The organism is Streptomyces sp. NPDC030798 (genome assembly GCF_055572275.1).
Genome location: NZ_JBVIDR010000002.1, coordinates 83,693 through 107,084, shown reverse-complemented (window position 1 = coordinate 107,084; position 23,392 = coordinate 83,693). Strand labels below are relative to the sequence as shown.

Below are 23,392 nucleotides of genomic sequence, written 5' to 3'. Positions count from 1 at the left end.
GGGCAGCTCGACGAGTGGGAGCGGGGGGCGGTCGGGTCCTATGACCGACGAGTTCGACGGCATGTATGAAACGTTCAAGGCGCTACTGGACGCCTTCCCTCCGTCCGAGGCGGTCAAGCGGCTGGAGGTGCTGGGTGTCGCCCCGGAGATCGTCCAGGAGATCCGGGAGCGCCACGAACACCAGACGATACGCATCAAGGAGCTCGAGGAGCCTCACGCCGTCGTCCTCGGCAACCGGGACACCTGGTACACGGGCCCGCAGGACAAGGACAAGTGTTGGCCCGTGATCGTCGACCTGCTGCGCAAGGACGGTTGGTCCGATGAGCCGGCCATCCGCAATCTGGACGATTCCTCGACACGAGTGGTCTCGCTGCTGAACCATCCGAAGGAGAAGTCGTTCTCCACGCGAGGCCTGGTCGTGGGCTATGTGCAGTCCGGCAAGACCACCAACTTCACCTCCGTCATGGCCAAGGCGGCCGACCGCGGCTACAAGCTCTTCATCGTCCTGGCCGGCATCCACAACGGCCTCCGCCGCCAGACCCAGGCCCGTCTGGTGCAGCAGCTCGTGGAGCCCAATCCCTCCCTGTGGTCCCAACTGACCGGCCTCGACAAGGACTTCACACCGCTGCAGAACCCTGCTTCCTACTTCGGCAAGAGCAACAAGACGCACGTGCTCTGTGTGGTCAAGAAGAACGCGACAGTGCTGCGCAAGCTCGCCCAATGGCTGGCGAAGGCAGCGGATTACCTGCAGGACTGCCCGGCATTGATCATCGACGACGAAGCGGACCAGGCGACGGTCGCGACGAAGTCCATCAATCCGCTGATCCTCAGCATCATGAGCAGCCTGCCGCGGTCCGCCTACGTCGGCTACACGGCCTCACCGTTCGCCAATCTGCTCATCGACCCGAGCGCGGAGGACCTCTATCCGCGCGACTTCGTCGTGAACCTCCCGAAGCCCGAGGGACACTTCGGCACGGAGGTCCTGTTCGGCCGCTACGCACTCGACGGGGAAGACCCGGAGCAGGTCGACGACGGTTACGACATGATCCGCTCGGTCCCCGACGACGACGTGGCGTGCGTCCGCCCGGAGACGAGGGCCGACGTCGAGGGCTTCGAGCCCGTCATCACCGACACTCTCCGGAGAGCCGTCGAGTACTTCTGGCTGGTGACGGCAGCTCGTCGCGTGCGTCGTAGGGGCAACCCGCACAGCACCATGCTGATACACACCAGCGTCAACACGGCCGTGCACAACAGCTTCAAACGACCGCTGCAACATCTGTTGAACCGTGCGGCCCAGTCCCTGGCCGACGCAGCCTTCCTCTCCCGACTGCGTGAGCTTTGGGAGGAGGAGACGGCACGCGTCCCTGCCGACGAGTTCGGCGAGAAGAAGGTCGCCTTCGAGGACCTGACACGCGAGCTGCCGGGAGTCCTTCAAAGCTGCCGAATCATCATGGACAACTCCAGCAGCGAGGATCGTCTCGACTACGAGAACGGTCCCGTGGTGGCGATAGCCGTCGGGGGCAACACCCTTTCCCGCGGACTCACCCTCGAAGGGCTGTCGGTCAGCTACTTCGTGCGCGCCGTCTCCGCCTACGACACGCTGCTCCAGATGGGGCGCTGGTTCGGCTTCAGGAACGGCTACGCGGATCTGCCCCGGATCTGGATGACCGACGAGCTGGCCGAGTGGTTCCGGCACCTGGCCACCGTCGAGACGGAGATGCGCCGGGACATCGACATCTACATGACCGAGGCCGAGACTCCGCTCACCTTCGCCGTACGGCTGCGCACGCACCCGGCGCTGCGTGTCACGGCCGCGGCGAAGATGCGGGACGCCGTCACCGCGGCCTCCTCCTACGGCGGAAAGCGCGTCCAAACGCACTACTTCCGCACCGACGCGGACTGGCTCCGGGGAAACATCACCGCGGCGCGGACCTTGGTGGACGCCTCTCGCTCGGATGCCGTCCGCACAGAGGAGCGGGCCTCGGAGGGACGCTTCGTCTTCCGTGACGTGCCGTATGACCTGGTGACCGATTTCCTGGCCTCGTACAAGTTCCACGAGAAGTCGCCCGAGAACGACGCCGAGCTGATCATCGGCTACATCCGAAAGCGCGTCGCGACGGCCGGTGCCCTGCGTCGATGGAACGTGGCCATCGTGGGGAACCCCACCGGTGAGCCGTTCAGTTTCGCTCCGGGTGTCAGCGTGGGACTCAACACCCGTGCCCGTCTTGCCTTGAGCAACACCGACCCCTATTTCGCCGACATCAAGACCCTGATGAGCCGCCGCGACGCGGCAGTGGACCTGGACGGCGACACGGCGAAGCTGACCGAGAAGGGCATCATGGACAAGCGCCGTGAGCTCCTTCCGGACACTGGGCTGTTGGTGCTCTATCCGATCGACAAGGTTTCGACACCGAGTCCCACGAAGACGGCTCGTGCCCCTTTGAACGCCGAAGAGCACGTGATCGGTGTCGGCCTGGTGTTCCCCGAGCCTCCGCACGGGGACAGCACGGTGGAGAAGTACATATCGGCCGATCTCTCCGGACTGCGCATCGAGGACGAGGACTACAGCCTGCTCGTCGAAGGCGAAGACGCATGAACCACGATGCCTTCCGAAAGCTGGTCGAGGAGCATTGGGCCGCCCTCGAGGCCGAGCAGACCACCGGTGAACGGCGCCTGCGAGTGTCACAGCTTCCTGTGACGACGGCGCAGGGCTCGCCGGCCGCCGGCGTCGACCTCGAAGGACATCGACACATCCTGCTGCCGGTGCACACGCACCGGAAGGTCCGAAGCGGCCTCGACGGCCCCGTGCTCAAGTTGCGCAAGCGTCCGCTGGAGGACGAAGAGACCTACCAGACGTATGCCGATCTCTCCTGCCTGCGGACAGACCTCAACGACCTGTTCACCGAGCTGTGCGTGGATGTCCTGATCGCCGTGGAGGCCCATCCCGAGAATTCGGTCAAGGCCCTGTACGGGGTCCTTGACCGCTGGAAGGCCCTCTTTCAGTCCACCAGCGCTCCGCTCGGACCCGAACAGCTCGCGGGCCTGTTCGGCGAACTGCTGGTGTTGAACAGACTCCTCGAGCTCGACTCGAGCGCTCATCGGCTCTGGCTGGGACCCGAAGGACACCGTCATGACTTCGCGGCGGGCAAGGCGGCGGTCGAGGTCAAGACGAGTGCTGCGGCGGGAGGCCCGAAGCCCCGGATTCACGGGCTCGACCAGCTCGATGCGCCGCCGGGAGGAACGCTCTGCCTGGCCTGGTTCCGCTTGCTACCGCCTGGTGCAAGCGACACCGCGATCGGATTCCTGGACCTGCTGGAGCGAGCACTTCGTACGTGCGACGACGAGAGCGCCTTGTTGGAACTGCTCGCCGCAGCCGGCTACCGCCCTGCCGACGCGGAGAAGTACCGAGGAATTCGCTTCGTGACAGGCGAGGAGAGGTGGTACCGGGTGACGTCCGGCTTCCCGCGACTGACGACGCAGACACTTCTCGAAGCAGGCGTGCCGATTTCTGTTCTGGACGTCGAGTACACGATCGACCTGCCCCAGGACACCCCGCTCCCGATGGCGACGGACGAGGTCTCTCAGGTCTTGGAACACTTGATCCGGGAGTCCGTGTGACCCATCCACAGTGGTTCTCCCAGCCCTATCCTCCGGAAGGTGCGAGTGCCGCCGAAGGCATCCGCAACCAGTTGGGGCGACCGGAACTCGACCTGCTCACCATTCTGGTGCGCGAGTCCGCTCAGAACAGCTGGGATGCCCGACTTCCCCGGTCCGGCGTTCCGGTCGATTACCGCATCGACATCTGGACCGTGGGCCCGGCGCATGCCGGTGCATGGCGTGATCTGCTGCTGACCGGTGCTCCCAGCAGCGAGCACTTCCCGCTTCGAGACACGCTCAAGCGAGGCTCGATCCGTGTACTGGCCGTGTCCGATCGCGGGACCCGTGGACTTGGAGGGCCGACCCGTGCCGACGATGCAGTGGGTCCGGACCGTGACTTCGTCTCGTTCATCCGTAACATCGGCGAGCCCCGCGACACAGCCCTGGGTGGCGGCACCTACGGCTTCGGCAAGGGCATCTTCTATCTGCTGTCCAAGCCGGGAACGGTGCTCGTCCACTCCCGGTGCCGCACGGCGGAGGGAGAGTACGAGACGCGGCTCATCGGGTGCACGCTGTGGAAGAGCCATGTGGCACTCGAAGACCAGGGCCGGCGTCGGTACACGGGCCGGCACTGGTGGGGTGACACGTCGGGCAGCGTTGTCGAGCCGCTTGTCGGTCCGGAAGCGGACTCCGTCGCCCAGCGCCTCGGCCTGAAACCGTTCGGGGACCAGGAGACCGGGACGACCGTGGTCGTCATCGATCCCCACCTCGACGAGCTCGAAGCGCCTGACGCAGCCGGCTACCTGGGCGACACCATCGCTTGGCACCTCTGGCCGAAGATGATCTCCACTGCCGGCAGGCCCCCTGCCATGCGCTTCTTCATCACATGCGACGGTGTCCAACACCCGGTGCCCGATCCGCGCACCACGCGCCCACTCAACATGTTCGTCGCAGCGTACGAAAAGATGGAGGGGCCGGACGGCAGCGACCTCGAGTGCTTCAAACCGAAGCGCCATTTGGGCCGCTTGGGCTTGGTGAAGCGCATCATGCCGGCGCTCGAACCCACACGCGCCTCCCTCATGCTGGACATCGACGACCTGATTCATCACGTCTGTCTGATGCGTCCCGCGGAGCTCGTCGTCACCTATCACCCGGGACCGAAGCCTCCCAGCACCAACCAGGGCTATGCCGGTGTCTTCAGGGCCGACGAGGCGATGGACGACGTCTACGCCAAAGCCGAGCCGCCCACGCACGACGCCTGGAACGCACACTCTCTCGAAAGACCTGAGAGCACCTTCGTGCAAACGACGTTCCGGCGTATCAACGAGGCACTGGAAAGCCTGTTGTCCCTCAGCGGCGTGACACGCCCCGGAGCGAGCAACGTTGCGCTCGGCGCAGCCAGCTCCAGGTTCTCCGGCCTGGTCGGTGGTGCATGGGGCATCGGCGGAGCCACGGCCTACTCGAAGCCGGGCAGCACCGTCACTGGCAGCGCCAAGCCGGACGCCGGCGAGACGAGCGGTCGCGCGGCCGGTCGTCCCGTACGGACGCCTGAACTGCGCGATCCCGAGACGGACGGGCAATCGTTCAGCGCTGGACCGGAGCCGAGCAGTCCGGGCTCCGTCGTGCGTCGCCCCCGTGTCCAGTACATCGGCGACCCCTACTACGACGATCGCGGAAGCGACACGGTGCTGATTCAGGAGTTTCGGCTTCCGGTACCGGGACCGCAGCGTGTACGGAGCGATCTCGCGGTCACGCTCTCCGGGGCCGGTGGGCGAGAGACCGATCCGCCCATCGGCGCCGGCATGCCCGAACTGGTTGGTTGGGAAGACGACACGGGCCGCCTGTACACCTTCGACCCGCACGTACTCCAGGGCGGCGAAGGCATCTGGCGTGCCGTCGTGCGCCCCGCACCGGACACCATGACTGAGATCGGCATCAAGGTCGAGGCGGTGAAGGCCACGTGACCCGCCATGTCCTTCCCTATCGCGTCCCGTCGGAAGACGTTGTCACTGCCGAGCCTTGGCGCCTCGTGGTCGAAGACGGCGAGGTGGCCCTTCCCGAGGCGTTGCCCGACTGGGACTACCAAATGGATCTGCGCCTGCGCAGAACCGTCCGTGTCGACGTCGAGCGGGCTCGCCGGCAGTCCGGTCTCTCGGACGATGCATCCCTCCTCGTCTCCACCATGTGGACCGCCACCGGCTCCAACCTCAGCGGCCCGGCCCAGCAGGTACGTCTGGCCGGTGCGGGAACTGTCACGGCCGAGTTCGAGGTCCTTCTGCGCGGGGCCGATCTCGGTGGTCTGCTGTTGCTGGGAACCGCTCTGGTATTGGGCGAGCGAAGGAGCGACGCCCGTCCTTCGACACCGCGGCGAGCAGGCTCAGTGCTCTGGAGCGATCGAGCGGAACTACGCCTCCAGGGCGACGCTCCCCAGTTCCCCATGGCCGTGATCGACTTCGCCCGGACGTCGTTTCCGGACGACGCGGCTTGGCATCTGCAGATCAGTGGCGGCTTGGAGCACGCAACGATGGGAGCGCTTCTCCTACTCGTCAACGAACAGAACTCGGTCACTGCCACGGCGTTCCAGAATGCCGCGAAGCCCCGTCCCGTTGATCGAATCGTGCTCTCCGCCGTCTATGCGGACGTCGCGCGGACGATGGTCGAGCACGCCCTGACTCAGGACGACTTCTCCGAGGACGCCGCCTTCCCGGACGGTTCTCTGGGCGCCACCCTGCTCAGTCTTTTCGACCAGCTCTTCCCAGGGCAGTCGATCACTGACGTACGACTGCGCCGACGGCAATCGCCCGCCTTGTTCGCCTCGGATCTGCAAGCGGCCGTAAGAATCTTCGGGGTGTCGTGATGAGCTTCCTCTATCCTCGCCTCCTCGCCGAGCAGGCGAGACCGCTCTTCGACGAGTACAGGCAACTCGCTGTCGGCGAACTGTCCCGCCGCGTCGCCGTCGCCCACGACTCGGCGGTGTACGTTGCCACCGGTGGTGACCGTGTCTCCCCCAAACAGCTCCAGGAGTTGCGGGACGCCGTGCTGGACCTGGCCAAGCAGGCAGGGTTCCCAGAGGACTCCGACCGGACACGCAACGCCGAGTTCGATCTGCAGTTGGCGGCTCTGCTGCACTCCGAGACGGGTATGGTGCCGGCGGAAGCCGCGTCCCGGGACGTCTGGGCATTCCTCGCACTGGTCCTTCTCCCGGACGTTGCGTTCTGGCGCTACCCCCAGCCGCCCAAGGACCGTGTGCTGGGTACCGACCTCACCCGGCACGTGTTCGGTCGACTTTGGTGGCGCGCTCAACTCGTGCGTTCGCCCGACGATCCGGAGCCGTACGCTGCGCTCGACATCCTCGGTGAGGCCGCGTTCGATCAGATCTACGCCCGACGCGCTGCGCTCGGCGGAAGCCCGCATCTCGTCCGCGCCATCCTGCGCGTGTGGAAGGATCTGGACCTCACGGGCCTGAACGAACGCGAAACCCTTCGCGACTTCCTCAAGCGGCTGCTCCGACTTGCTCCATTCGTCATGTTCGACGGTATCCAGGCCGATGCGCTGGAGGACGAGCTGCGTGCAGTCGCTCAGGAGTCCGTGGACGCGCAGCGTCTCGGCTCCGCGGCACACACGGGTCCTACCGCAGAACGCCCACAAGGCGCAGTGCCGAGCGGAACACCCGCAGGCTCACATTCGGCCGCCCCGGTGCATGGAGAACAGCCACCTGCACCTCCCTCCGGGGTGACCCGAGTCGACACCGGGCGGTTCCGTTCCGTGGAGCTGTGCGCCGGCGCAGGTGCGCAGGCACTCGGGCTCGAACGCGCCGGCTTCGACCCGGTCGTACTCTTGGACAGCAAGGCCGACGCATGCTTCACGATTGACCTCAACCGGCCTGAATGGGACATCGTGTGCATGGATGTCCTGCAATTCCGTCCCGGAATGCGTCCTGACATCGTTGGAGTCGATCTCGTCAGCGGTGGGTTGCCACGTGTGAAGTCCCTGGCCACGGCCGGTCGCGCGGAGGACACCGAGGAACGCCGGGTGCTGCGTGCAGCGATCTCCCTGGCGTGTGAGATCAAACCGAAAGCAGTCCTCCTCGAGAACGTCCCCGATCTCGTCGAGGCAGAGGAATTCGCTGCGGACCGCGCCTGGATCGAGGAAGAACTACGTCAGGTCGGCCTACGCTCGAGTTGGAAGATTCTCAATGCCGCCGACTTCAGCGTTCCGCAGAATCGCAACAGCGGCTTTCTGGTGGCTCTGCAGGAGCCCTACTTCACCCGATTCGCCTGGCCCGAACCGAACGGTGCACCGGCACCAACGGTGGGCAAGGTCCTCGGACCCACAATGTCCGCCGGGGGCTGGCCGGGAGCCGCGAACTGGGTCCGGAAGGCAGATCGCATCGCGCCGGCGCTCGTGGGAGGATCCGATCGGCGAGGCGGCGCCGACCTGGGCCCCACAGGCAGCAAGAAGGCGTGGGCCGCACTGGGTGTCAACGGCAACAGCCTCGGCGACGACCCACCCGGCCCCGACTTCCCGTTCGACGGGGAACCCAAGCTCACAGTCGATCAAGCCGCGTTGATCCAATCCTTCCCTCCCGACTGGAAGTTCTTCGGCGGAAAGACCTCCAGGTATCGTCAGGTGGGGCACGCCATGCCCCCGCCCCTCGCGACCGCCTTGGGGCTGGCCGTCGCCGCCGCTCTTCGAGGCTAAGATCAGCCCATGGTTGCGCCCCGTCCCGTTGCTCCCGATCCGATCACAGTTGTCGACCTGTTCAGTGGCTGTGGCGGCTTTACGCAGGGATTTCACGAGTTCCGCCCCGTGGGGAGGGACGGGGACGGGCCCGTGTTCCACAGCATCGCGGCCGTTGAACACAACGTCGCCGCGGCTGCCACCTATGCCGTGAACTTCGGAATGCTTCGGACCGAGGAGCGCGTTCCCGCTGCTCGTGTGCACGTGGGCGACATCGAAGCCTGGCAGCCGACACCCGAGGCCCTCCACGCGGACGTCGTCGTCGGAGGTCCGCCGTGCCAGGGCTTCTCGGCCTTGAACCGCAACAAGAAGGGCAGTGAGCGCAACCGCCTTTGGGAGGAGTACGTCAGGATCGTTGCAGACATCCGCCCAAAGGTGTTCGTGATCGAAAATGTCGACCGCTTCCTCAAATCGGACGAGTTCCGCAATCTGCTCAACGAGGTGAAAGAGGGCGGGAAGCTCGACGAGTATCGACTGGTGGATCCGGCGGGGCACGAGCCCTCCGACACCGACGACGACAAGATCAAACGCTACCTGCTCAACGCCGCTGACTACGGCGCAGCTCAAGCACGTCGTCGCGCCATTGTCATCGGCGTTCGACGTGACATCGACAACGGCCGCGCATTCGCCTATCCCGCCAGGACTCACTTCCGTCGGCCGAGGCGCTCGGTCGCGGATACTGCTCAGCCACTTCAAGGGTTGGATGCTGGGCCAGCCTACTGGAACGTTGTGGACGACATCTTCGCGGAAACGGCGAAGCATGAGCCGAAGGGCACTGAGCTTCCCGACGGGAAGGAGTTCATCCCCGAGGTGAACGCCGTGTTGCAGGGCATCTTCACCACCCCCGATCTGCACTTCGGACGCAACCCGGAGCCGATTTCCAGGGCGCGCTACCGCGCCATCCCGCCGGGCGGAAACAGAAAGGACCTCCGGGGCAAGTGGTACACGCTGGACGAGTTCGGCGAGGTCCATGTCTTCGACACGCCCAACCCGCCAGGAGTAAGGACACGTGTCGATTACCTGTCCACAGACAGCTGGGACAACCACAACACAGGCACCGGAGACGTCATGGGGCGGCTGCGCTACGGCCAGCCCTCCGTCACCATTCGCACCGAGTTCTTCAAGCCGGAAAAAGGCCGCTACCTGCATCCGGTCGATCCTCGCCCCATCACGCACTACGAGGCTGCCCGAATCCAAGGGTTCCCACTGAGCTTTCGCTGGTGCGGATCCAAGACCGAGATCGCCACCCAGATCGGCAACGCGGTGCCGATTCCACTCGGGAAGGCCATTGCCGCGTCAATATACGCCTACCTTCGTGGCTGACCGGTGAAGTTCGGCGGCGGCGCCGACGCGTCACAGGCCCGGATACCGGTGGATACCGTATTGCGGGGAAGAGCCCGACCCTCCGTCGATCAACGATGGCCGCATCTCAAGCCCTCTGCCCCAACGCCCTACGCGGGGCGGCAGCCCGGACAAGATCGAAGGTCTTGTGGTGCCTCGCGCACTTCCGGGTCGACAAGGACTGACAACACCCGGTGCAACGCGGTCGCGGGGAGCGGAGCGGTCGTACGTGTTCTCGAAGATGGCGTACCAGTGTGTGTCTCGCCCTGGATACTGAGGGCATGGGATTCGCCGTCTTCATGACCCTGCCTGGGCTGGTCATTGTGCTGACCGCCCTGGCCTTCGCTGATCAGCTGCTTCTGCGCGCAGGGCGAGCCGGGCTGCTGCCCTGGCGGAACAGCGTCAGGCAGGGGCAGATCTCGGCGACCGGCTTCGAGCAGCTTCATGCGAGCTTCTCGCCCGGCAAGCAGAGCGAACTGAAGGAGCGCCAGTCAGCGCTCATTCTGAGGGACGACGAGGAGGACGGAGCACCGCCGAACCGGACCATAGTGGACCTGGAGGGCGGAACGGCGGTCGTCCGCATTCCTCGATCTGGTCGGTAGGGGGAGCCCTCCTCCGCCGAACGCGCTCAGCCTGCGGGTGATGGTCCCGAGATCGCAGCAGCGGTTGAGCATCGTGAACCGTCAGAGTGAGGGCAGGGCCGCGTGACGGCTGCCCGCCGTCCCGGAAATCGTGCGGTGCAAAGGGACCGCGAACGCAACGACGAGCCCGCCGAAGACAGTGATGGGCAAGAGCCGGATCAGCTGCGCAGGGTCGTCCTGCAACCAGTGCCGGTTGCCCCACCAGTTCGCGCTGACGTCCAACACCATCACGGCACTGGCCAGCCAGATTCCTTCCCGACGCACGAGCCCCACCAGAACGGCGGCCAAGGGGTCGAGGATCACCAAGCTGACGAAGAACACCTGCAGAGGGATCTGAGGGAACGACGCATAGGCGCGGATGCCGCCGCGAACCAGATCTGCGATGTGCGAACCCGTGCCCTCAGTGAAACCGATCAAGTACGCCGCCAGGACCCATCGCGCCCACAACGGCTGTGCGCCCCATCGTTCCCGCAGCTCAAACGCCATCGTGTCACCCTAGAGGAGCAGCCGAGCACCTGCGGAGGGCCTACCACAAATCCCGTATGCGCGAAGGTGTGAGCGCTAGGGCTGCCGCTGCAGCCGGTGTGGCGGCGAGCGCGGTATCGGTCGCGTGCACCGGTGCGGCACCGGTGCGCAGGTAGTGCGCGTGGTCGTCTTCCGGTGTCACGCCCCGGATCACGGGGCCGGAGTCGGAGACGAAGGCGGCGGACACCTTGGGCTCCTTGTTCGTGCCCGGGATGTCCCGCCACCGGGTCGACCGGCACAGCGAGCCACCGTGGCCGACGAGTTGGGCGGCGGTGTGGTGAGGTGCTTGTCGCTGACGAGGATGCATTGCGCCCGCCCCGCGGCCATGATTGGCTCGTTCGGTGAAGCTCCTGTTGACGGCGAGCGGTCTGCGCAACGAGACGCTGCGGGACGCGCTGCGGGACCTGCTGGCGAAGCCGTTCGAGTCGGCGAACATCGTGTACGTCCCCACGGCGTCCGTCGCCCAGCCTGGAGACCACGGGTGGTTCGTCTCGCACCTCAACCGGGTGCACAGCCTCGGCTGGCGGGAGTTCGACGTCCTGGAACTGAACGGCCTGCCTCGACAGGTGGTGCTCGACCGGCTGCTGCATGCCGACGTCGTCTATGTCGAGGGCGGTAATCAGTACCACCTCGCACGCAGCATTACCGGCAACGGCCTGGCCGGTGACTTCTTGCAAGCGCTGGAGAGCCGGGTCTATGTGGGGACGAGCGCCGGATCGATGATCTTCAGCAAGAACCTCACCGAACACTCCGCCGACGTCATCGGAGACGCTGCCGACCTGCACGTGCTGGGGGCGAGGACGGTGGAGCCGCCGTTCGGTCTCTTCGACTGGTATCTGAAGCCGCACCTGTACTCGCCGGACTTCCCGGAGCGGGACGACGCCTGGGCCGACCGCATCGTCGAGCGGGCGGACTTCCCGATCTACTTCATCGACGACGACACGGCGATCCAGGTCAGTGACGACAAGCTGGATCTCGTCTCCGAAGGCCGGTGGCGTTTTCATCCGTGACGCGACGCGCGGTGCGGCATGGGGCAGGTCGCGCGGTCGGCTTCCTTTTCGCTGTGCCGTTCAGGGGCGGCGGCGCACCCGCTCAGTCGGCTGCTGGTCGGCCGGGGCACGCGTCGGAAGAACTTGGGCGTCGGTGTCGATCCAGCCGGAGCCCGTTCGACATTCTCCTGTAGGACGCATCGCCTCGCCGTGCGAGGAGGCGACAGGACCTGTGAGGGAACACATGGATCAGCTGCTGCGCGTGCAGAACTTCACCATCTCGAGCGACGGCGTCGCCGCCGGTGAGGACCAGAGTCTGGAGCGGCCCTTCGGCCACAACATCGATCCGGGAAGGCTCTTCTCCTGGGCCGGCGCCACGGCGAGCTGGCCCAACCGCACCGAGCCCGGGGGAAGCCGGGGCCTCGACGACTACTTCACCCGGGATTTCAGTCACAACATCGGCGCCGAGATCATGGGCCGCAACAAGTTCGGACCCCAGCGCGGCCCGTGGCGCGACCACGAGTGGCGCGGCTGGTGGGGTGACGAGCCGCCCTTCCACACGCCGGTGTTCGTCCTGACCCATCACGAGCGTCCGTCGTTCACGCTCTCCGACACCACGTTCCATTTCGTGGCCGGCGAGCCCGCCGCCGTTCTCGCGCAGGCGCGGGAGGCCGCGCAGGGCAAGGACGTCCGGCTCGGTGGCGGCGTGACCACCGTCCGGGAGTTCCTCGACGCCGACCTCGTCGACACCATGCATGTGGTCGTCTCACCGGTGAAGCTGGGGTCCGGGCTACGCCTCTGGGACTCGCCCGAAGAGCTGCTGGACCGGTTCCACATGGAGGTCGTGCCCAGCCCGAGCGGGGTGACGCACCACCTCTTCTGGCGCAAATGAACGCACCAGGCGCGCGGTTTCCGCACCGCGGTGCCGGCTGAAAGGGTCGGGCGACGACACCGAGAGCTGCTGACCAGAAGTCCGCTCCATTCAGGATCTTCCGTTTTCCCCGATGGCGCGTTCGTGTGTCATACGGTCGGCGCGAGCTTGCTGGTCGGCCCGATCGGGGCGTTCGGCTGCGAACCCGGTCCTGGTGGGAGTTCCCTCCGGGGTGAACGCGTGGCGGAAGGTGAAGGCGTGCGGCGCTGAGCCGTGGTCGTGGAGGTGTTCCAGCCTGGAGACCCCGTCCTGCCAGGTGGGTATCACGCCGTCGGAGACCCACCAGATCACGTGATTCGGGTGCTCCGTCCTCTCGAACCAGTCGTAGCGCCTGTTCAGCGCCGCCCGGTGCCGACCGGTGTGGACGGCGTCGAAGGCGGAGCGCAGGTCGGTCCAGAGCGAGAGGGTCGCGGCCAGGGCGGTGGTTTCCGCTGTGCGGCCCTTGCCGTACCAGGTCGGTACGGCGAACTCGCCCCACGCACCCCAGTCCGCCCCGAAGAGCATGCCCCGGTCACCGTCTGCCGCTTCAGCACGCCCGAGGTACCCCGGGTGCTGACTGATCTCCCGGTAGACGGCCTCCCCCGTGTCGTAGAACTCGCGCGTGAGAGGTGCGGGATCGGCGAGAGGTGTCGTCAGGACGCCGAATGTGTACAGCGCGAGCTGGGGCATGCGTCTCTCCCTGGTCGGGGGTGTGCGACCGCGGCGATCGCCGAAGACCAGGTGAAGGTAGCTGCCTCCGAAGGCCCTGTCGAAGTTGCGTTTTCCCTGCCCACGTGGCCTCTTGCACCGGTCATTGCGGTGGCCGGCGCGGTGACGGGCGGGGCAGGCTGTGCCGCGGGCCCTACGGGGGTGTGCCCTGAGGTCGGGTCCGCAGGTTAGGGTCTGCGTGGATCTTGACAGTGAACGGAACGGGGGTTGCCGTGAGCGGCGTTGTTCGGGCGGTCAGTCGTCATGAGGAGTACTCCTTCACCAAGCCCAATCGGGAGAGCATCAACCTGGTGGCCGGGCTCGGGGTGGAGGGGGACGTGCATGCCGGGGTGACCGTCAAGCATCGGTCCCGGGTGGCTCAGGACCCGACGCAGCCGAATCTTCGGCAGGTACACCTCATCCACGAGGAGCTGTTCGAGGAGGTCGCAGGGAACGGGTTCCGGGTGCAGGCCGGGGAGCTGGGGGAGAACATCACCACCAGCGGGATCGATCTGCTCGGGCTGCCCACGGGGACCTTGCTGCTGATCGGGGAGCAGGCCGTCGTCGAGGTGACCGGGCTGCGCAACCCGTGCCTTCAGATCGACAACTTCCAGCACGGGCTGCTGAAGGAGGTCGTGGGGCGGGACGAGGAGGGGCGTCTCGTCCGCAAGGCCGGGATCATGGGGGTCGTGAAGGTGGGAGGCGTCGTACGGCCCGGGGACGGGATCGACATCCGGCTTCCCGACGGGCCGCACCGGGCTCTCGAGAAAATCTGAGCCGCGCCGCATCCAGGAGTTGGCGGGCGCCGCCGGAGGGCAGGTACTTCAGCGGCGCCCGGTTGCCGTCGGAGCGTCAGGCCGTCGTCGTTGCCAGGTCCGCTCGGCCGAAGAGGAGGGCGTAGCCAGGCGGGAGTTGGGTCAGGAGGCGCGTGGTCAGGGGGTCGCCCACCTTGGCCGCCAGGACGCTGAGGACCGAGCTGACGTCCCAGCGGGCCGTCGCGGGGGTCGAACCCTCGATGCGGGTGGCGACCGACTCGACGAACTCGCGGGCGGTGAGGGGATGCGTCGCGGGAATCTGGGAGGCGATGACCCTGCCCGCCTCGCGAGGGAGGCTCTGGGCCAGGGCCACGCGCTCCTCGCCGGTGACGTGGCCGCCGAGCGCCGACAGGACGATGCGGGTGACACGTTCCGCCTCCGCCCGCGTCGGGTACTGGCCCGCCTCGCGCACCGCCTCCGTCAGCTCCAGCCAGTCGGGATCCCGCGGCGTCTCGTGGATGCGGGGGCGTGCGGGTGTGGCCGGGGCGGGGATGGTGGTTCTCGGCTGCGGGGTCGTCGCGGTCGTCATCGTGGTGGCTCCTCCTCCTGACACTTCTGGATGCCGGAAGCCCGGCTACCCCCTGATGCGGCGCGTATGAGGCGGAGTTCGGCCAATGTGGGGGCTGGTGCCGCCGGGATGGTGGCCGGGCTTCGGGGCGCGCGTCGTGGGCGTTGTGGGCGTTGTGGGCGTTGTCGGTGTCGTGGCGCAACCGCATGCCGCCGCGTCCCGGGGCCGGCGGGCCTCGGGACGCGCCTTGGGGGGCGGCACGGTCGCAGCAGCCGGCCGAGGGTCAGCCGCCGATCACCGGCGGTACTCGGCCCAGGACCGGCTGCGGGTCACGGCCGGTGTCAGCCGCTGATCTGCTTGCGGCCGCCGTCTCCGCCGGTGATCTGGATGCGGCGGGGCTTGGCCTGTTCGGCCACCGGGATGCGCAGCGTCAGGACGCCGGCCTCGTACGAGGCGTCGATGCGTTCGGTGTCCAGCGTCTCGCCGAGGAAGAGCTGGCGGGTGAAGGTGCCCGCGGGCCGCTCGGCGACCAGCAGCTCGGCGCCCTCGGGGGCGGGGCTGCGGCGCTCGGCGCGGACGTTGAGGACGTTGCGTTCGACGTCCAGCTCGATCGTCTCCGGGTCGATGCCGGGCAGGTCGAAGTGGACCAGGAAGTCGTCCCCGGAGCGGTAGGCGTCCATCGGCATCGCGGAGGGGCGAGCGGTGGTGCCGAGGACCTGCTGCGCGAGTCGGTCGAATTCGCGGAACGGGTCGGTGCGCATGAGCATCACGGTCATCTCCTTCTCTTCGGCACTGGGTGCGATGCCCTACGCCTTCTTATATAGCTCGGAGAGAGAAAGTTGACAACACCGGACTCAGGTTCTGCGAGCGGCCTGGGCTGCGATTAGCCTCGGGGCGGAGAAATGTGGCTTACGAGGAGGTAGTCATGGCCAGGGTTCCCAGTGCGGTGGTCGCCGCGAGCGGGCTCGTCGGCGGGTACGGCGTCGCCCGCTGGACCAAGAAGCGGCAGCTGGGCGGGGCCGTGCTCGCCGTCGCCGGGGCCGCGGCAGCCCAGCAGTGGCGCCGGCAGGCGGGCGGAAAGGCCGCCGGTGCGCTGACCGCCGCCTACGTCGCCGCGTTCGCCGGGTCGCATCCGCTGGCGAAGAAGGTGGGCGCCTGGCCGTCGGTGTTCGGCGTCGCGGGTGCCGTCGCCCTGGCGTCCTGGGCCGTCGCCGACCGCCGGGCCTGAACCCGAGGCCGGACAGCCGGGCCTGCCGGGCTGGATCCGAGGCCAGGCAGCCGGGCCCGCCGGGGCTGAATCCGCCGGGCCTCCGGGCCCACGCGGCTGAATCCGAGGCCGGGTCTCCAAACCCGCCGGGCTAAATCCGAAGCCGAACAGCCGGGCTGGATCCGAAGCCGGACAGCCGGGCCCGCCGCGGCTGAATCCGCCGGGTCTCCGGGCCCGCGCGGCTGATCCGAGGCCGGCTCTCCGAGCCCGCCGGGCGGGGTCCGAAGCCGGACAGCCGGGCAGCCGGGTCCGCCGGGGTGAATCCGCCGGGCCTCCGGGCCCGCCACGGTCCGCATCGCCGCCCGCCGCCGCCCCCGAGGGCGGCGGCGGGGACCACGGGCCCGACAGCGGCGGCTACGACCGGCTCGGCCTCGGCACCCTCACCCTCACCCGCGACCGCGGCCCCCAGACCCGGCTCAACCCCTCGGCGCCGGTCGCCGGGACGGGCGCCGGCCCCCGCCCGCAGACCGCGGTCACCGGCGAGCCCGCCGGCAAGTCCGGCGACGACCTCGCCGGCATCGTCGGCCGGAGCGCGGCCGCCGGGGTCACGACGGTGCAGGGAAGGCCTGCTGCTGCTTCGCCGCCGGGACAGGGCCGCGCGGCAGCAGGCGGAGCAACCGCGGCCATGGCCTGTCCGGCGTCGCGCGGGGCGGGCGGGAACCAGCCCTACGGCCTGCTCGTCGCCGGAGGTGCCGTGGGGCCGCCGTGCGCGCCGGGGGCCCGGGACGACGTGCGGGCGCTCTTCGTCGCCGCCCTCGCCCGGCTCGCGGCGGCCGTCAGCGGGCGGGCGATGTCCTCCAGGGAGCGGCGTTCGGCCCGTACCGCCAGGAAGGCGGCGACCAGACCCGCCGCGCACATCAGCGCCGCGCCGATCGAGAACGCGAGCACGGTGTCGCCGACCTTGCCGGTGTTGGTGAGGTCGGCGAACAGCAGCGGGCCGCTGATGCCGCCGGCGGCGGTGCCGAGGGCGTAGAAGAAGGCGATGGACATCGCCCGGGTCTCCATCGGGAAGATCTCCGACACCGTCAGGTACGCGCTGGAGGCGCCCGCGGAGGCGAAGAACAGCACCGCGCACCAGCAGGCCGTCAGCGTGCCCGCGCTCAGCGAACCCCGGTCGAACAACCAGGCCGTGCCGAACAGCAGCAGACCCGACAGCAGGTACGTCGAGGAGATCATCACCCGGCGGCCGACCGTGTCGAAGAGCTTGCCGAGCAGCAGCGGGCCGCAGAAGTTGCCGATGGCGATGACGGCGAAGTAGTAGCCGGTGCGGTCGGCGGGCACGTCGAAGAACTTGGTCAGGATCGCGCCGAAGCCGAAGGTGATGGCGTTGTACAGGAACGCCTGGCCGATGAACAGGGAGAAGCCGAGGACGGCACGCTTGCGGTACTGGCCGAAGACCGTGCGGGCGATCTCCAGGAACGTCACGCTCTTGCGCTGGTGGATCTCCAGCTCGCCCTCCGGCTCGGGAAGCCGCTGCCCCTTCTGCTCCTCCACCTGCCGTTCGATGCCGGCGACGATCTCTTCCGCCTCCCGGTCCCTGCCGTGGATCAGCAGCCAGCGCGGACTCTCCGGGACGTGCCGTCGTACGAGAAGGATGACCAGGGCGAGGACGGCACCGAGGGCGAAGGTCAGGCGCCAGCCGAGGTTCGCGGGCAGCAGGTCGGTGTTGAGGGCGAGGATCGACAGCAGGGAGCCGCCGACGGCACCGAGCCAGAAGCTGCCGTTGATGACGAGGTCCACGCGGCCCCGGTAGTCGGCCGGGATCAGCTCGTCGATGGCGGAGTTGATCGCCGCGTACTCACCGCCGATGCCGAAGCCGGTCAGGAAGCGGAACAGGAAGAACCACCAGGCCTCCCAGGAGACGGCCGTCAGCGCGGTCGCCGCCAGATACACCGCCAGCGTGATCATGAACAGCTTCTTGCGGCCGAACCGGTCGGTCAGCCGCCCCCAGAACAGCGCGCCGACGCACGCACCCGCCACGTACAGCGCGGCGGCGATGCCGGTGATCTGCCCGGAGGTGATCGCCAGACCGCTGCCCGGCTCGGCCAGCCGGCTGGCGATGTTCCCGACGACCGTGACCTCCAGGCCGTCCAGGATCCAGACCGTGCCCAGCCCGATCACGATCGTCCAGTGCCAGCGGGACCAGGGCAGACGGTCCAGCCGGGCGGGGATGTTGGTGGTGATGGTCCGGCCGGCCTCGGTCGACGGCGCCGGCGTCTCGGCTGTGCTCATGGGCTCCCTCCTCGTCGAGGACGAGAACACGGGTGCCCCTGACCGGCGCGCTTAGGCCCCCAGCCCTCGCGAGACGGCGTAGATCAGCAGCCCGGCCAGCGAGCCCACGACCGTGCCGTTGATCCGGATGAACTGCAGGTCACGGCCGATGTGCGCCTCGATCTTGCGCGTGGTGTGCTCGGCGTCCCAGCCCGCCACCGTGTCGGTGATCAGGGAGGTGATCTCCGTGCGGTAGGTGGTGACGATGTGCACCGCCACGCCCTCCACCCAGCTGTCGACCTTCTCCTGCACCTTCGGCTCGCGCGCCATCCGCGCCCCGAGCGAGAGCAGCGCCGCCCGCACACGCAGCCGCAGCTCGCTGCGCTCGTCCTCGGCGGCCGCGACGATCATCGACCGGACGGAGGTCCACGCGGAGGCGATGAGGTCCTGCACCTCGCCCCGCCCCAGCACCTCCCCCTTGAGGCGCTCCACCCGGGCCCGCGTGTCGGTGTCGGACTGCAGGTCGGAGGCGAAGTCGGTGAGGAACCGGTCGAGGGCGCCGCGCGCGGGGTGCGAGGGCATGTCGCGCATCTCGGTGACGAACCGCAGCAGCTCCTTGTAGACACGCTCGCCGACCCGGCGGTCCACGAACCGCGGCGTCCAGCCGGGGGCACCGCCCTCGACGGCCACCATCACATCGGCGCGGTGCAGCACCAGCCAGTCGTACGCCCGGGCCACCACCAGGTCCACCACGCGCCGGTGCCCTCCGTCCGCCACGACCTTCTCCAGCATCTTGCCGATGCCGGGCGCGATCTCCTGGGCGTCGGCCCGCCGCGTGATCGCCTCACCGACGACGGCCTGCACGTCCGAGTCCCGCAGCACGGTCAGGGCGCCGCGCAGCGCGGTGGCGAGCTCCGCCGTCACCCGGTCCGCGTGCTCCGGCTCGGCCAGCCAGGCACCGAGCCGGCTGCCGATGCCGACGGCGCGCAGCCGCTGCCGTACGACGTCCTGCGAGAGGAAGTTCTCGCCGACGAACTCGCCCAGCGAGACGCCCAGCTGGTCCTTCTTGGTCGGGATGATCGCGGTGTGCGGAATGGGCAGGCCGAGCGGATGCCGGAACAGGGCGGTGACGGCGAACCAGTCCGCGAGCGCGCCCACCATGCCCGCCTCCGAGGCCGCGGCCACATAGTCCGCCCACACGCCCGCGCCCTCCTGCGAGGCCCACTTGGCGAGGACGTAGACCACGGCCACGAACAGCAGCAGCCCGGTCGCCGTCAGCTTCATCCGCACCACCCCGCGCCGGCGCTCCTCGTCGGCGGGGGTGAAGGCGGTCATGGTCCGGTAGGTCGCCGTGCCTCGTGGTGTCTCGATAGGTCCCCGGGGTGTCTCCGTACGTCCTCGAGGTGTCTCGGTACGTTCCATCAGCTCCCGCCCGTTCGGTGATCCCGCACACAATTGTCCCTTCCTGACCGACTCCCGGAACGGATCAGGAGTTCCCGGCGTCTGTCTCACCGGGGGTTTGCGGCAGGTCCCTGTCAGCCCTCCCGAACCCATGACGCATCATGGGTTCACCGGATCGGAGCCTCGGGCTCCCATCTCTGAGGAGAACAACACAAGCATGACCAAGCGTCATGGTTATGCGGTACTCAGTGCGGTTGTCGCACTGGTCGTAGCCCTTTCCGCCGCCATCTACGTCACCGTGGCGGCCGGCGACGGCAGCCCCCGCAGCACGGTCGCCACCACCCGTCCGCATCACGACACCTCCGCCGCTCCCGCCTCGACCGGCACCTGGGTCGGCGCCTGGGCCACGGCGCCCGTGGGCGGCGAGCCGGGCACCGAGACCGGCGGCCTGGCCGGCCGGTCGGTGCGCAACATCGTGCACGCGAGCACCGGAGGGACGAGTGCCCGCATCACCCTGTCCAACCTCTACGGGCAGTCCCCGCTGACCATCGCGCACGCGACCCTGGCCCTGTCGGCCGGGGACGGCACGGCGGCGGCCGACGCCGAGACGATGCGACGCCTGACCTTCAACGGCAGCCCCGGCGTCGTGATCCCGGCCGGCCGCCAGGTCCTCAGCGACGCCGTCCGCGTGACCATCCCGCACGGCTCCGACGTCCTGGTCACCACCTACTCCCCCACCCCGTCGGGCCCTGTCACCTACCACCCGCACGCCCAGCAGGTGTCGTACGTCGCCCAGGGCGACCGCACCGAGGACGCCACCGGCACGCCGTACACGCAGCAGACCCCTTACTGGCGCTACCTGACCGCCCTCGACGTGCTCAGCAACGAGGCCGACGGCACGGTCGTCGTCTTCGGCGACTCCATCACCGACGGCATAACGTCCACTGTCGGCGCCAACCGCCGCTGGACCGACGTCCTGGCGGGCCGGCTGCGCTCCGCCGTCGCGAGCGGTGCCGCGCTGCCCCGCTACGGCGTCGTCAACGAGGGAATCAGCGGCAACCAGGTCCTCGCCGACGGCTTCGGCCGGCCCGCCGAGAACCAGAGCGGCCTCGGCCGCTTCGGCCGGGACGTGCTCTCCCGCACCAACGCCAAGGTCGTCGTCATCGACCTCGGCATCAACGACATCCTGCGCAACCCCCGGCTCGCCGACCCCGACCGGATCACCGCGGGCCTGCGCACCCTGGTCCGGCAGGCCCACGCCCACGGCCTGAAGGTCGTCGGCGCGACCCTCATGCCCTTCGAGGGACACCGGGGCTGGACCCCGGCCCGGGAGCGGGTGCGCCAGCAGGTCAACGCGCAGATCCGCGCCGGGCGGGTGTACGACGCGGTCGTCGACTTCGACCGGGCCCTCAGGGACCCCTACGACCCGCGCCGGCTGCGCCCCGAGTACGACTCCGGGGACCATCTGCACCCCAGCGACCTGGGCTTCCGCACCATGGGCGACGTCTTCGACCTGGCGGCGCTGAAGGGTGCGGGCCAGGCGGAGCTGTAGCGGCCGACGGTGCGGGGTCATGGGGCCAGCAATACTGACCCCATGACCCGCTTGATCCTCGCCACCCGTAACGCCGGAAAGATCACCGAGCTGAGGGCGATCCTGGCCGAAGCCGGCCTGCCGCACGAGCTGATCGGCGCCGACGCGTTTCCCGACGTCCCCGACGTGCCGGAGACCGGTGTCACCTTCGCCGAGAACGCCCTGCTGAAGGCCCACGCCCTCGCCCGGGCCACCGGACTCCCGGCCGTCGCCGACGACTCCGGCCTCTGCGTCGACGTCCTGAACGGCGCCCCCGGCATCTTCTCCGCCCGCTGGGCCGGCCGCCACGGCGACGACAAGGCCAACCTGGACCTGCTCCTGGCCCAGCTGTCCGACATCGCGGAGCCGCACCGAGGAGCCCACTTCTTCTGCGCGGCGGCCCTGGCCCTGCCGGACGGCACGGAGAGGGTGGTCGAGGGCCGGCTGCGCGGTGTACTGCGGCGGGAGCCGGCCGGCACCAACGGCTTCGGCTACGACCCCGTGCTCCAGCCCGACGGCGAGACCCGGACGTGCGCCGAACTGACCCCGGACGAGAAGAACGCGATCAGCCACCGGGGCAAGGCGTTCCGCGCCCTGGTACCGGTGGTGCGGGAACTGCTGGGCTGAGAGCGGAAGAGGGGCCGCCCGGACGGACGGCCCCTCTCTTGTGCGGCCGGTGGGACTCGAACCCACACGGGATTTCTCCCACGGGCACCTAAAACCCGCGCGTATCGCCTATTTCGCCACGGCCGCCCCGAAACGGACACCGCTTTCACCTGCCGTTTCGCCTCGCACAGTGTACGGGTCTACGCCTTCCGCCGTTCGCCCCCTCGGCACCAGGTGCTCGTGGTGGCGTGGCAGTTGGGACAGAGGAAGCGGAGATTCTCGCGCCGGTCGTCGCTCCAGTCTCCGTTGATGTGGTCGACCTCCAGTGTCATCGGCCGCCCGAACCACTCCGGCCCAACGCCGCACTCGGCACACTCATCCGGTACACCTACCTCCTGGAGCGCACGCCGCAGGAAATGGGTTCTCGTCCGGCGGCAGCCGTCATGCTTGACCAAAACGTCCTCAGGACGCTTGGCCCGCTCCGTGTGCGTCTTGCCTCGTCGGTGGGCTTGACCGAGAAAGTGCACCGTCGACAGACCTTGCTCGGCGACCCACTGACGCAACAGCGCTCGCTGCGTGCCGGTATCCGGGCGCCCAAGGCGGCGTAGCGTCTCTGCGATGGAGATCGACTCGGCGACCGCTGCTTGTATGTCCTCGGGCCTGGGGCGGTCGGGTCTGCAGGAGGCAGAAAAGTGCGAGATGTCGATATCGAAATGCGCGAACCGCCGCACGAGGTATCGGCGCAGCTTGCCGTAGGGGCGGGTGCCGAAGAAGGCGATGACCTCATCCAAGGTTCCACACCGCTCGGCAGCCTCAGCCAACCGATCACGCGTGTACTGTACGCCGCTGCTCAACGGGCGACGCCCTGAGTACGCCTCTTGCCGCGGCCGCGGTAGTTGTCCGTGGTCGAGTGACAGTTGGGGCAGAGCAGGCGAAGGTTCTCAATGCGGTTGTCGCGCCAGTTCCCGTCGATGTGATCGACCTCCAGCGGGAGTGGACGACCACGCCACACCGGCTCCGTGCCGCAGCGGGCGCATCGCTCCGGCACGCCCAGGGACGACATCGCCCACTTGAGCCGGTCGCTCGGAATGCGCCGGGCTTCGCCGGCCGTCTGCTCGACGAGTAGGGCCTGCGGTGTCCGGGCGCGCCAGGGCTTGCCTCGCTGTGTCGGCAGTTCGAAGTGCGAGGTGTCGATGCCGTACGCCTTGACCCGGCGGCTGATGTGCGTGTGGTGGCCGCCGACGACCTCGAGGCCGAGCCGGCGCAGCACCTCGCACATGTTCGTGGAGGCGGCCACCGCCTGCTCCAGAACCTCCCTCGTCCACTTCACCCCTTCCCGCTCGAAGTGCGAGACGTCCACTCCGAGCTTCTTCATCCGTCCGAGCACGTACCGTCGCGTCGGGCTCTGCGGATCCACCCCCAGCCTCCGCAGCGCCTCCGACAACGTCCGCGCGCCATGAGCCGCCTCCTGCAGTCGCTCCTTGGTGTATGCGCCGACCCCCATCGCTCCCCTCCCTTCCGGCTGTGTGTTCGCAGCTCGCATGGAGTAACGAACCGGTTGTC

The 23,392-nt window shown here is 68.3% G+C and carries 22 protein-coding genes and 1 tRNA gene; 13 read left to right on the top strand and 10 right to left on the bottom strand.

Annotation, left to right across the window (positions count from 1 at the left end):
- Positions 1-40: 40 nt before the first annotated feature.
- The 7 genes from ACZ404_RS05015 (at position 41) to ACZ404_RS04985 (ending at position 10,280) form a co-directional block, all read left to right on the top strand.
- Positions 41-2,596, top strand: coding sequence for a Z1 domain-containing protein (locus ACZ404_RS05015; protein WP_468436031.1), 2,556 nt, complete (start codon positions 41-43; stop codon positions 2,594-2,596).
- Positions 2,593-3,618 (top strand): PD-(D/E)XK motif protein, encoded by a 1,026-nt coding sequence (locus ACZ404_RS05010; RefSeq protein ID WP_468436029.1) that lies wholly within the window; start codon positions 2,593-2,595, stop codon positions 3,616-3,618. The genes ACZ404_RS05015 and ACZ404_RS05010 overlap by 4 nt, the downstream gene beginning before the upstream one ends.
- Entirely contained in the window at positions 3,615-5,561 is a 1,947-nt protein-coding gene (locus ACZ404_RS05005; RefSeq protein ID WP_468436027.1) for a hypothetical protein, read from the top strand. Before ACZ404_RS05010 ends, ACZ404_RS05005 begins: the two co-directional genes overlap by 4 nt.
- Positions 5,558-6,454, top strand: a complete 897-nt coding sequence (locus ACZ404_RS05000; protein WP_468436025.1) for a hypothetical protein — start codon at positions 5,558-5,560, stop codon at positions 6,452-6,454. Before ACZ404_RS05005 ends, ACZ404_RS05000 begins: the two co-directional genes overlap by 4 nt.
- Positions 6,454-8,298 carry a DUF6339 family protein gene (locus ACZ404_RS04995; protein WP_468436023.1) on the top strand — a complete coding sequence of 615 codons (1,845 nt, stop codon included), beginning with the start codon at positions 6,454-6,456 and terminating at the stop codon, positions 8,296-8,298. The genes ACZ404_RS05000 and ACZ404_RS04995 overlap by 1 nt, the downstream gene beginning before the upstream one ends.
- Positions 8,299-8,307: 9 nt before the next feature.
- Positions 8,308-9,660, top strand: coding sequence for a DNA cytosine methyltransferase (locus tag ACZ404_RS04990; protein ID WP_468436021.1), 1,353 nt, complete (start codon positions 8,308-8,310; stop codon positions 9,658-9,660).
- A 299-nt stretch (positions 9,661-9,959) separates the two neighbouring features.
- Positions 9,960-10,280, top strand: a complete 321-nt coding sequence (locus ACZ404_RS04985) for a DUF6191 domain-containing protein (RefSeq protein WP_468436019.1) — start codon at positions 9,960-9,962, stop codon at positions 10,278-10,280.
- 81 nt (positions 10,281-10,361) lie between these two features.
- Here the strand turns inward: ACZ404_RS04985 and ACZ404_RS04980 are convergent, their stop codons facing one another.
- Together ACZ404_RS04980 and ACZ404_RS04975 are read right to left on the bottom strand one after the other, a co-directional pair.
- Positions 10,362-10,805 carry a hypothetical protein gene (locus tag ACZ404_RS04980; protein ID WP_468436017.1) on the bottom strand — a complete coding sequence of 148 codons (444 nt, stop codon included), beginning with the start codon at positions 10,803-10,805 and terminating at the stop codon, positions 10,362-10,364.
- Between the two features lie 40 nt (positions 10,806-10,845).
- Positions 10,846-11,031, bottom strand: a complete 186-nt coding sequence (locus tag ACZ404_RS04975) for a hypothetical protein (protein WP_468436015.1) — start codon at positions 11,029-11,031, stop codon at positions 10,846-10,848.
- Positions 11,032-11,185: 154 nt separating this feature from the next.
- Between ACZ404_RS04975 and ACZ404_RS04970 the strand changes: the two genes are divergently transcribed.
- The gene (locus ACZ404_RS04970) at positions 11,186-11,854 is read left to right on the top strand and encodes a Type 1 glutamine amidotransferase-like domain-containing protein (protein ID WP_468436013.1); all 669 of its coding nucleotides are present in this window, start codon (positions 11,186-11,188) and stop codon (positions 11,852-11,854) included.
- Positions 11,855-12,077: 223 nt separating this feature from the next.
- Positions 12,078-12,725 (top strand): dihydrofolate reductase family protein, encoded by a 648-nt coding sequence (locus ACZ404_RS04965; RefSeq protein WP_468436011.1) that lies wholly within the window; start codon positions 12,078-12,080, stop codon positions 12,723-12,725.
- Between the two features lie 90 nt (positions 12,726-12,815).
- Here the strand turns inward: ACZ404_RS04965 and ACZ404_RS04960 are convergent, their stop codons facing one another.
- Positions 12,816-13,433: a DUF3291 domain-containing protein gene (locus ACZ404_RS04960; RefSeq protein ID WP_468436009.1), complete on the bottom strand. Its 618-nt coding sequence runs from the start codon at positions 13,431-13,433 to the stop codon at positions 12,816-12,818.
- A gap of 251 nt (positions 13,434-13,684) precedes the next feature.
- On the opposite strand from ACZ404_RS04960, the gene ACZ404_RS04955 reads away from it, so the two are divergent.
- On the top strand, positions 13,685-14,227 hold the full coding sequence (locus tag ACZ404_RS04955; protein ID WP_468436007.1) for an MOSC domain-containing protein: 543 nt from the start codon (positions 13,685-13,687) through the stop codon (positions 14,225-14,227).
- Positions 14,228-14,303: 76 nt separating this feature from the next.
- Here ACZ404_RS04955 and ACZ404_RS04950 read toward each other — a convergent pair whose 3' ends face one another.
- Positions 14,304-14,795: a DUF2267 domain-containing protein gene (locus ACZ404_RS04950; protein WP_468436005.1), complete on the bottom strand. Its 492-nt coding sequence runs from the start codon at positions 14,793-14,795 to the stop codon at positions 14,304-14,306.
- A 320-nt stretch (positions 14,796-15,115) separates the two neighbouring features.
- The gene (locus ACZ404_RS04945; protein WP_468437132.1) at positions 15,116-15,541 is read right to left on the bottom strand and encodes an Hsp20/alpha crystallin family protein; all 426 of its coding nucleotides are present in this window, start codon (positions 15,539-15,541) and stop codon (positions 15,116-15,118) included.
- 158 nt (positions 15,542-15,699) lie between these two features.
- Between ACZ404_RS04945 and ACZ404_RS04940 the strand changes: the two genes are divergently transcribed.
- Entirely contained in the window at positions 15,700-16,002 is a 303-nt protein-coding gene (locus ACZ404_RS04940; RefSeq protein ID WP_468436003.1) for a hypothetical protein, read from the top strand.
- A gap of 705 nt (positions 16,003-16,707) precedes the next feature.
- Here the strand turns inward: ACZ404_RS04940 and ACZ404_RS04935 are convergent.
- Complete coding sequence (locus tag ACZ404_RS04935; RefSeq protein WP_468436001.1) at positions 16,708-18,273, bottom strand: MFS transporter; 1,566 nt, start codon at positions 18,271-18,273, stop codon at positions 16,708-16,710.
- 51 nt (positions 18,274-18,324) lie between these two features.
- The gene (locus ACZ404_RS04930) at positions 18,325-19,587 is read right to left on the bottom strand and encodes a DUF445 domain-containing protein (RefSeq protein ID WP_468435999.1); all 1,263 of its coding nucleotides are present in this window, start codon (positions 19,585-19,587) and stop codon (positions 18,325-18,327) included.
- 283 nt (positions 19,588-19,870) lie between these two features.
- Here ACZ404_RS04930 and ACZ404_RS04925 point away from each other — a divergent pair, with 283 nt between their 5' ends.
- Together ACZ404_RS04925 and rdgB are read left to right on the top strand one after the other, a co-directional pair.
- The gene (locus ACZ404_RS04925; protein ID WP_468435997.1) at positions 19,871-21,205 is read left to right on the top strand and encodes an SGNH/GDSL hydrolase family protein; all 1,335 of its coding nucleotides are present in this window, start codon (positions 19,871-19,873) and stop codon (positions 21,203-21,205) included.
- A gap of 42 nt (positions 21,206-21,247) precedes the next feature.
- The gene (gene rdgB / locus ACZ404_RS04920) at positions 21,248-21,850 is read left to right on the top strand and encodes an RdgB/HAM1 family non-canonical purine NTP pyrophosphatase (protein WP_468435995.1); all 603 of its coding nucleotides are present in this window, start codon (positions 21,248-21,250) and stop codon (positions 21,848-21,850) included.
- 41 nt (positions 21,851-21,891) lie between these two features.
- Here the strand turns inward: rdgB and ACZ404_RS04915 are convergent.
- The 3 genes from ACZ404_RS04915 to ACZ404_RS04905 all read right to left on the bottom strand — a co-directional run bounded on the left by ACZ404_RS04915 (position 21,892) and on the right by ACZ404_RS04905 (position 23,333).
- Positions 21,892-21,976, bottom strand: a tRNA-Leu gene (locus tag ACZ404_RS04915).
- 53 nt (positions 21,977-22,029) lie between these two features.
- Positions 22,030-22,683, bottom strand: a complete 654-nt coding sequence (locus ACZ404_RS04910; RefSeq protein WP_468435993.1) for an HNH endonuclease signature motif containing protein — start codon at positions 22,681-22,683, stop codon at positions 22,030-22,032.
- The gene (locus ACZ404_RS04905) at positions 22,680-23,333 is read right to left on the bottom strand and encodes an HNH endonuclease signature motif containing protein (protein ID WP_468435991.1); all 654 of its coding nucleotides are present in this window, start codon (positions 23,331-23,333) and stop codon (positions 22,680-22,682) included. Before ACZ404_RS04905 ends, ACZ404_RS04910 begins: the two co-directional genes overlap by 4 nt.
- Positions 23,334-23,392 lie beyond the last annotated feature (59 nt).

Excerpts from the sequence above, each read along its gene's own strand:
- ACZ404_RS04940 (WP_468436003.1), top strand. The coding sequence starts at position 15,700 with ATGGCCAGGGTTCCCAGTGCGGTGGTCGCCGCGAGCGGGCTCGTCGGC.
- ACZ404_RS04995 (WP_468436023.1), top strand. The coding sequence starts at position 6,454 with ATGAGCTTCCTCTATCCTCGCCTCCTCGCCGAGCAGGCGAGACCGCTC.
- ACZ404_RS05015 (WP_468436031.1), top strand. The coding sequence starts at position 41 with ATGACCGACGAGTTCGACGGCATGTATGAAACGTTCAAGGCGCTACTG.
- ACZ404_RS04980 (WP_468436017.1), bottom strand. The coding sequence starts at position 10,805 with ATGGCGTTTGAGCTGCGGGAACGATGGGGCGCACAGCCGTTGTGGGCG.
- ACZ404_RS04950 (WP_468436005.1), bottom strand. The coding sequence starts at position 14,795 with ATGACGACCGCGACGACCCCGCAGCCGAGAACCACCATCCCCGCCCCG.
- ACZ404_RS04905 (WP_468435991.1), bottom strand. The coding sequence starts at position 23,333 with ATGGGGGTCGGCGCATACACCAAGGAGCGACTGCAGGAGGCGGCTCAT.
- ACZ404_RS04965 (WP_468436011.1), top strand. The coding sequence starts at position 12,078 with ATGGATCAGCTGCTGCGCGTGCAGAACTTCACCATCTCGAGCGACGGC.
- ACZ404_RS04935 (WP_468436001.1), bottom strand. The coding sequence starts at position 18,273 with ATGAGCACAGCCGAGACGCCGGCGCCGTCGACCGAGGCCGGCCGGACC.
- ACZ404_RS04925 (WP_468435997.1), top strand. The coding sequence starts at position 19,871 with ATGACCAAGCGTCATGGTTATGCGGTACTCAGTGCGGTTGTCGCACTG.
- ACZ404_RS04990 (WP_468436021.1), top strand. The coding sequence starts at position 8,308 with ATGGTTGCGCCCCGTCCCGTTGCTCCCGATCCGATCACAGTTGTCGAC.
- ACZ404_RS04985 (WP_468436019.1), top strand. The coding sequence starts at position 9,960 with ATGGGATTCGCCGTCTTCATGACCCTGCCTGGGCTGGTCATTGTGCTG.
- ACZ404_RS04930 (WP_468435999.1), bottom strand. The coding sequence starts at position 19,587 with ATGACCGCCTTCACCCCCGCCGACGAGGAGCGCCGGCGCGGGGTGGTG.
- ACZ404_RS04960 (WP_468436009.1), bottom strand. The coding sequence starts at position 13,433 with ATGCCCCAGCTCGCGCTGTACACATTCGGCGTCCTGACGACACCTCTC.
- ACZ404_RS04945 (WP_468437132.1), bottom strand. The coding sequence starts at position 15,541 with ATGCTCATGCGCACCGACCCGTTCCGCGAATTCGACCGACTCGCGCAG.
- rdgB (WP_468435995.1), top strand. The coding sequence starts at position 21,248 with ATGACCCGCTTGATCCTCGCCACCCGTAACGCCGGAAAGATCACCGAG.
- ACZ404_RS05010 (WP_468436029.1), top strand. The coding sequence starts at position 2,593 with ATGAACCACGATGCCTTCCGAAAGCTGGTCGAGGAGCATTGGGCCGCC.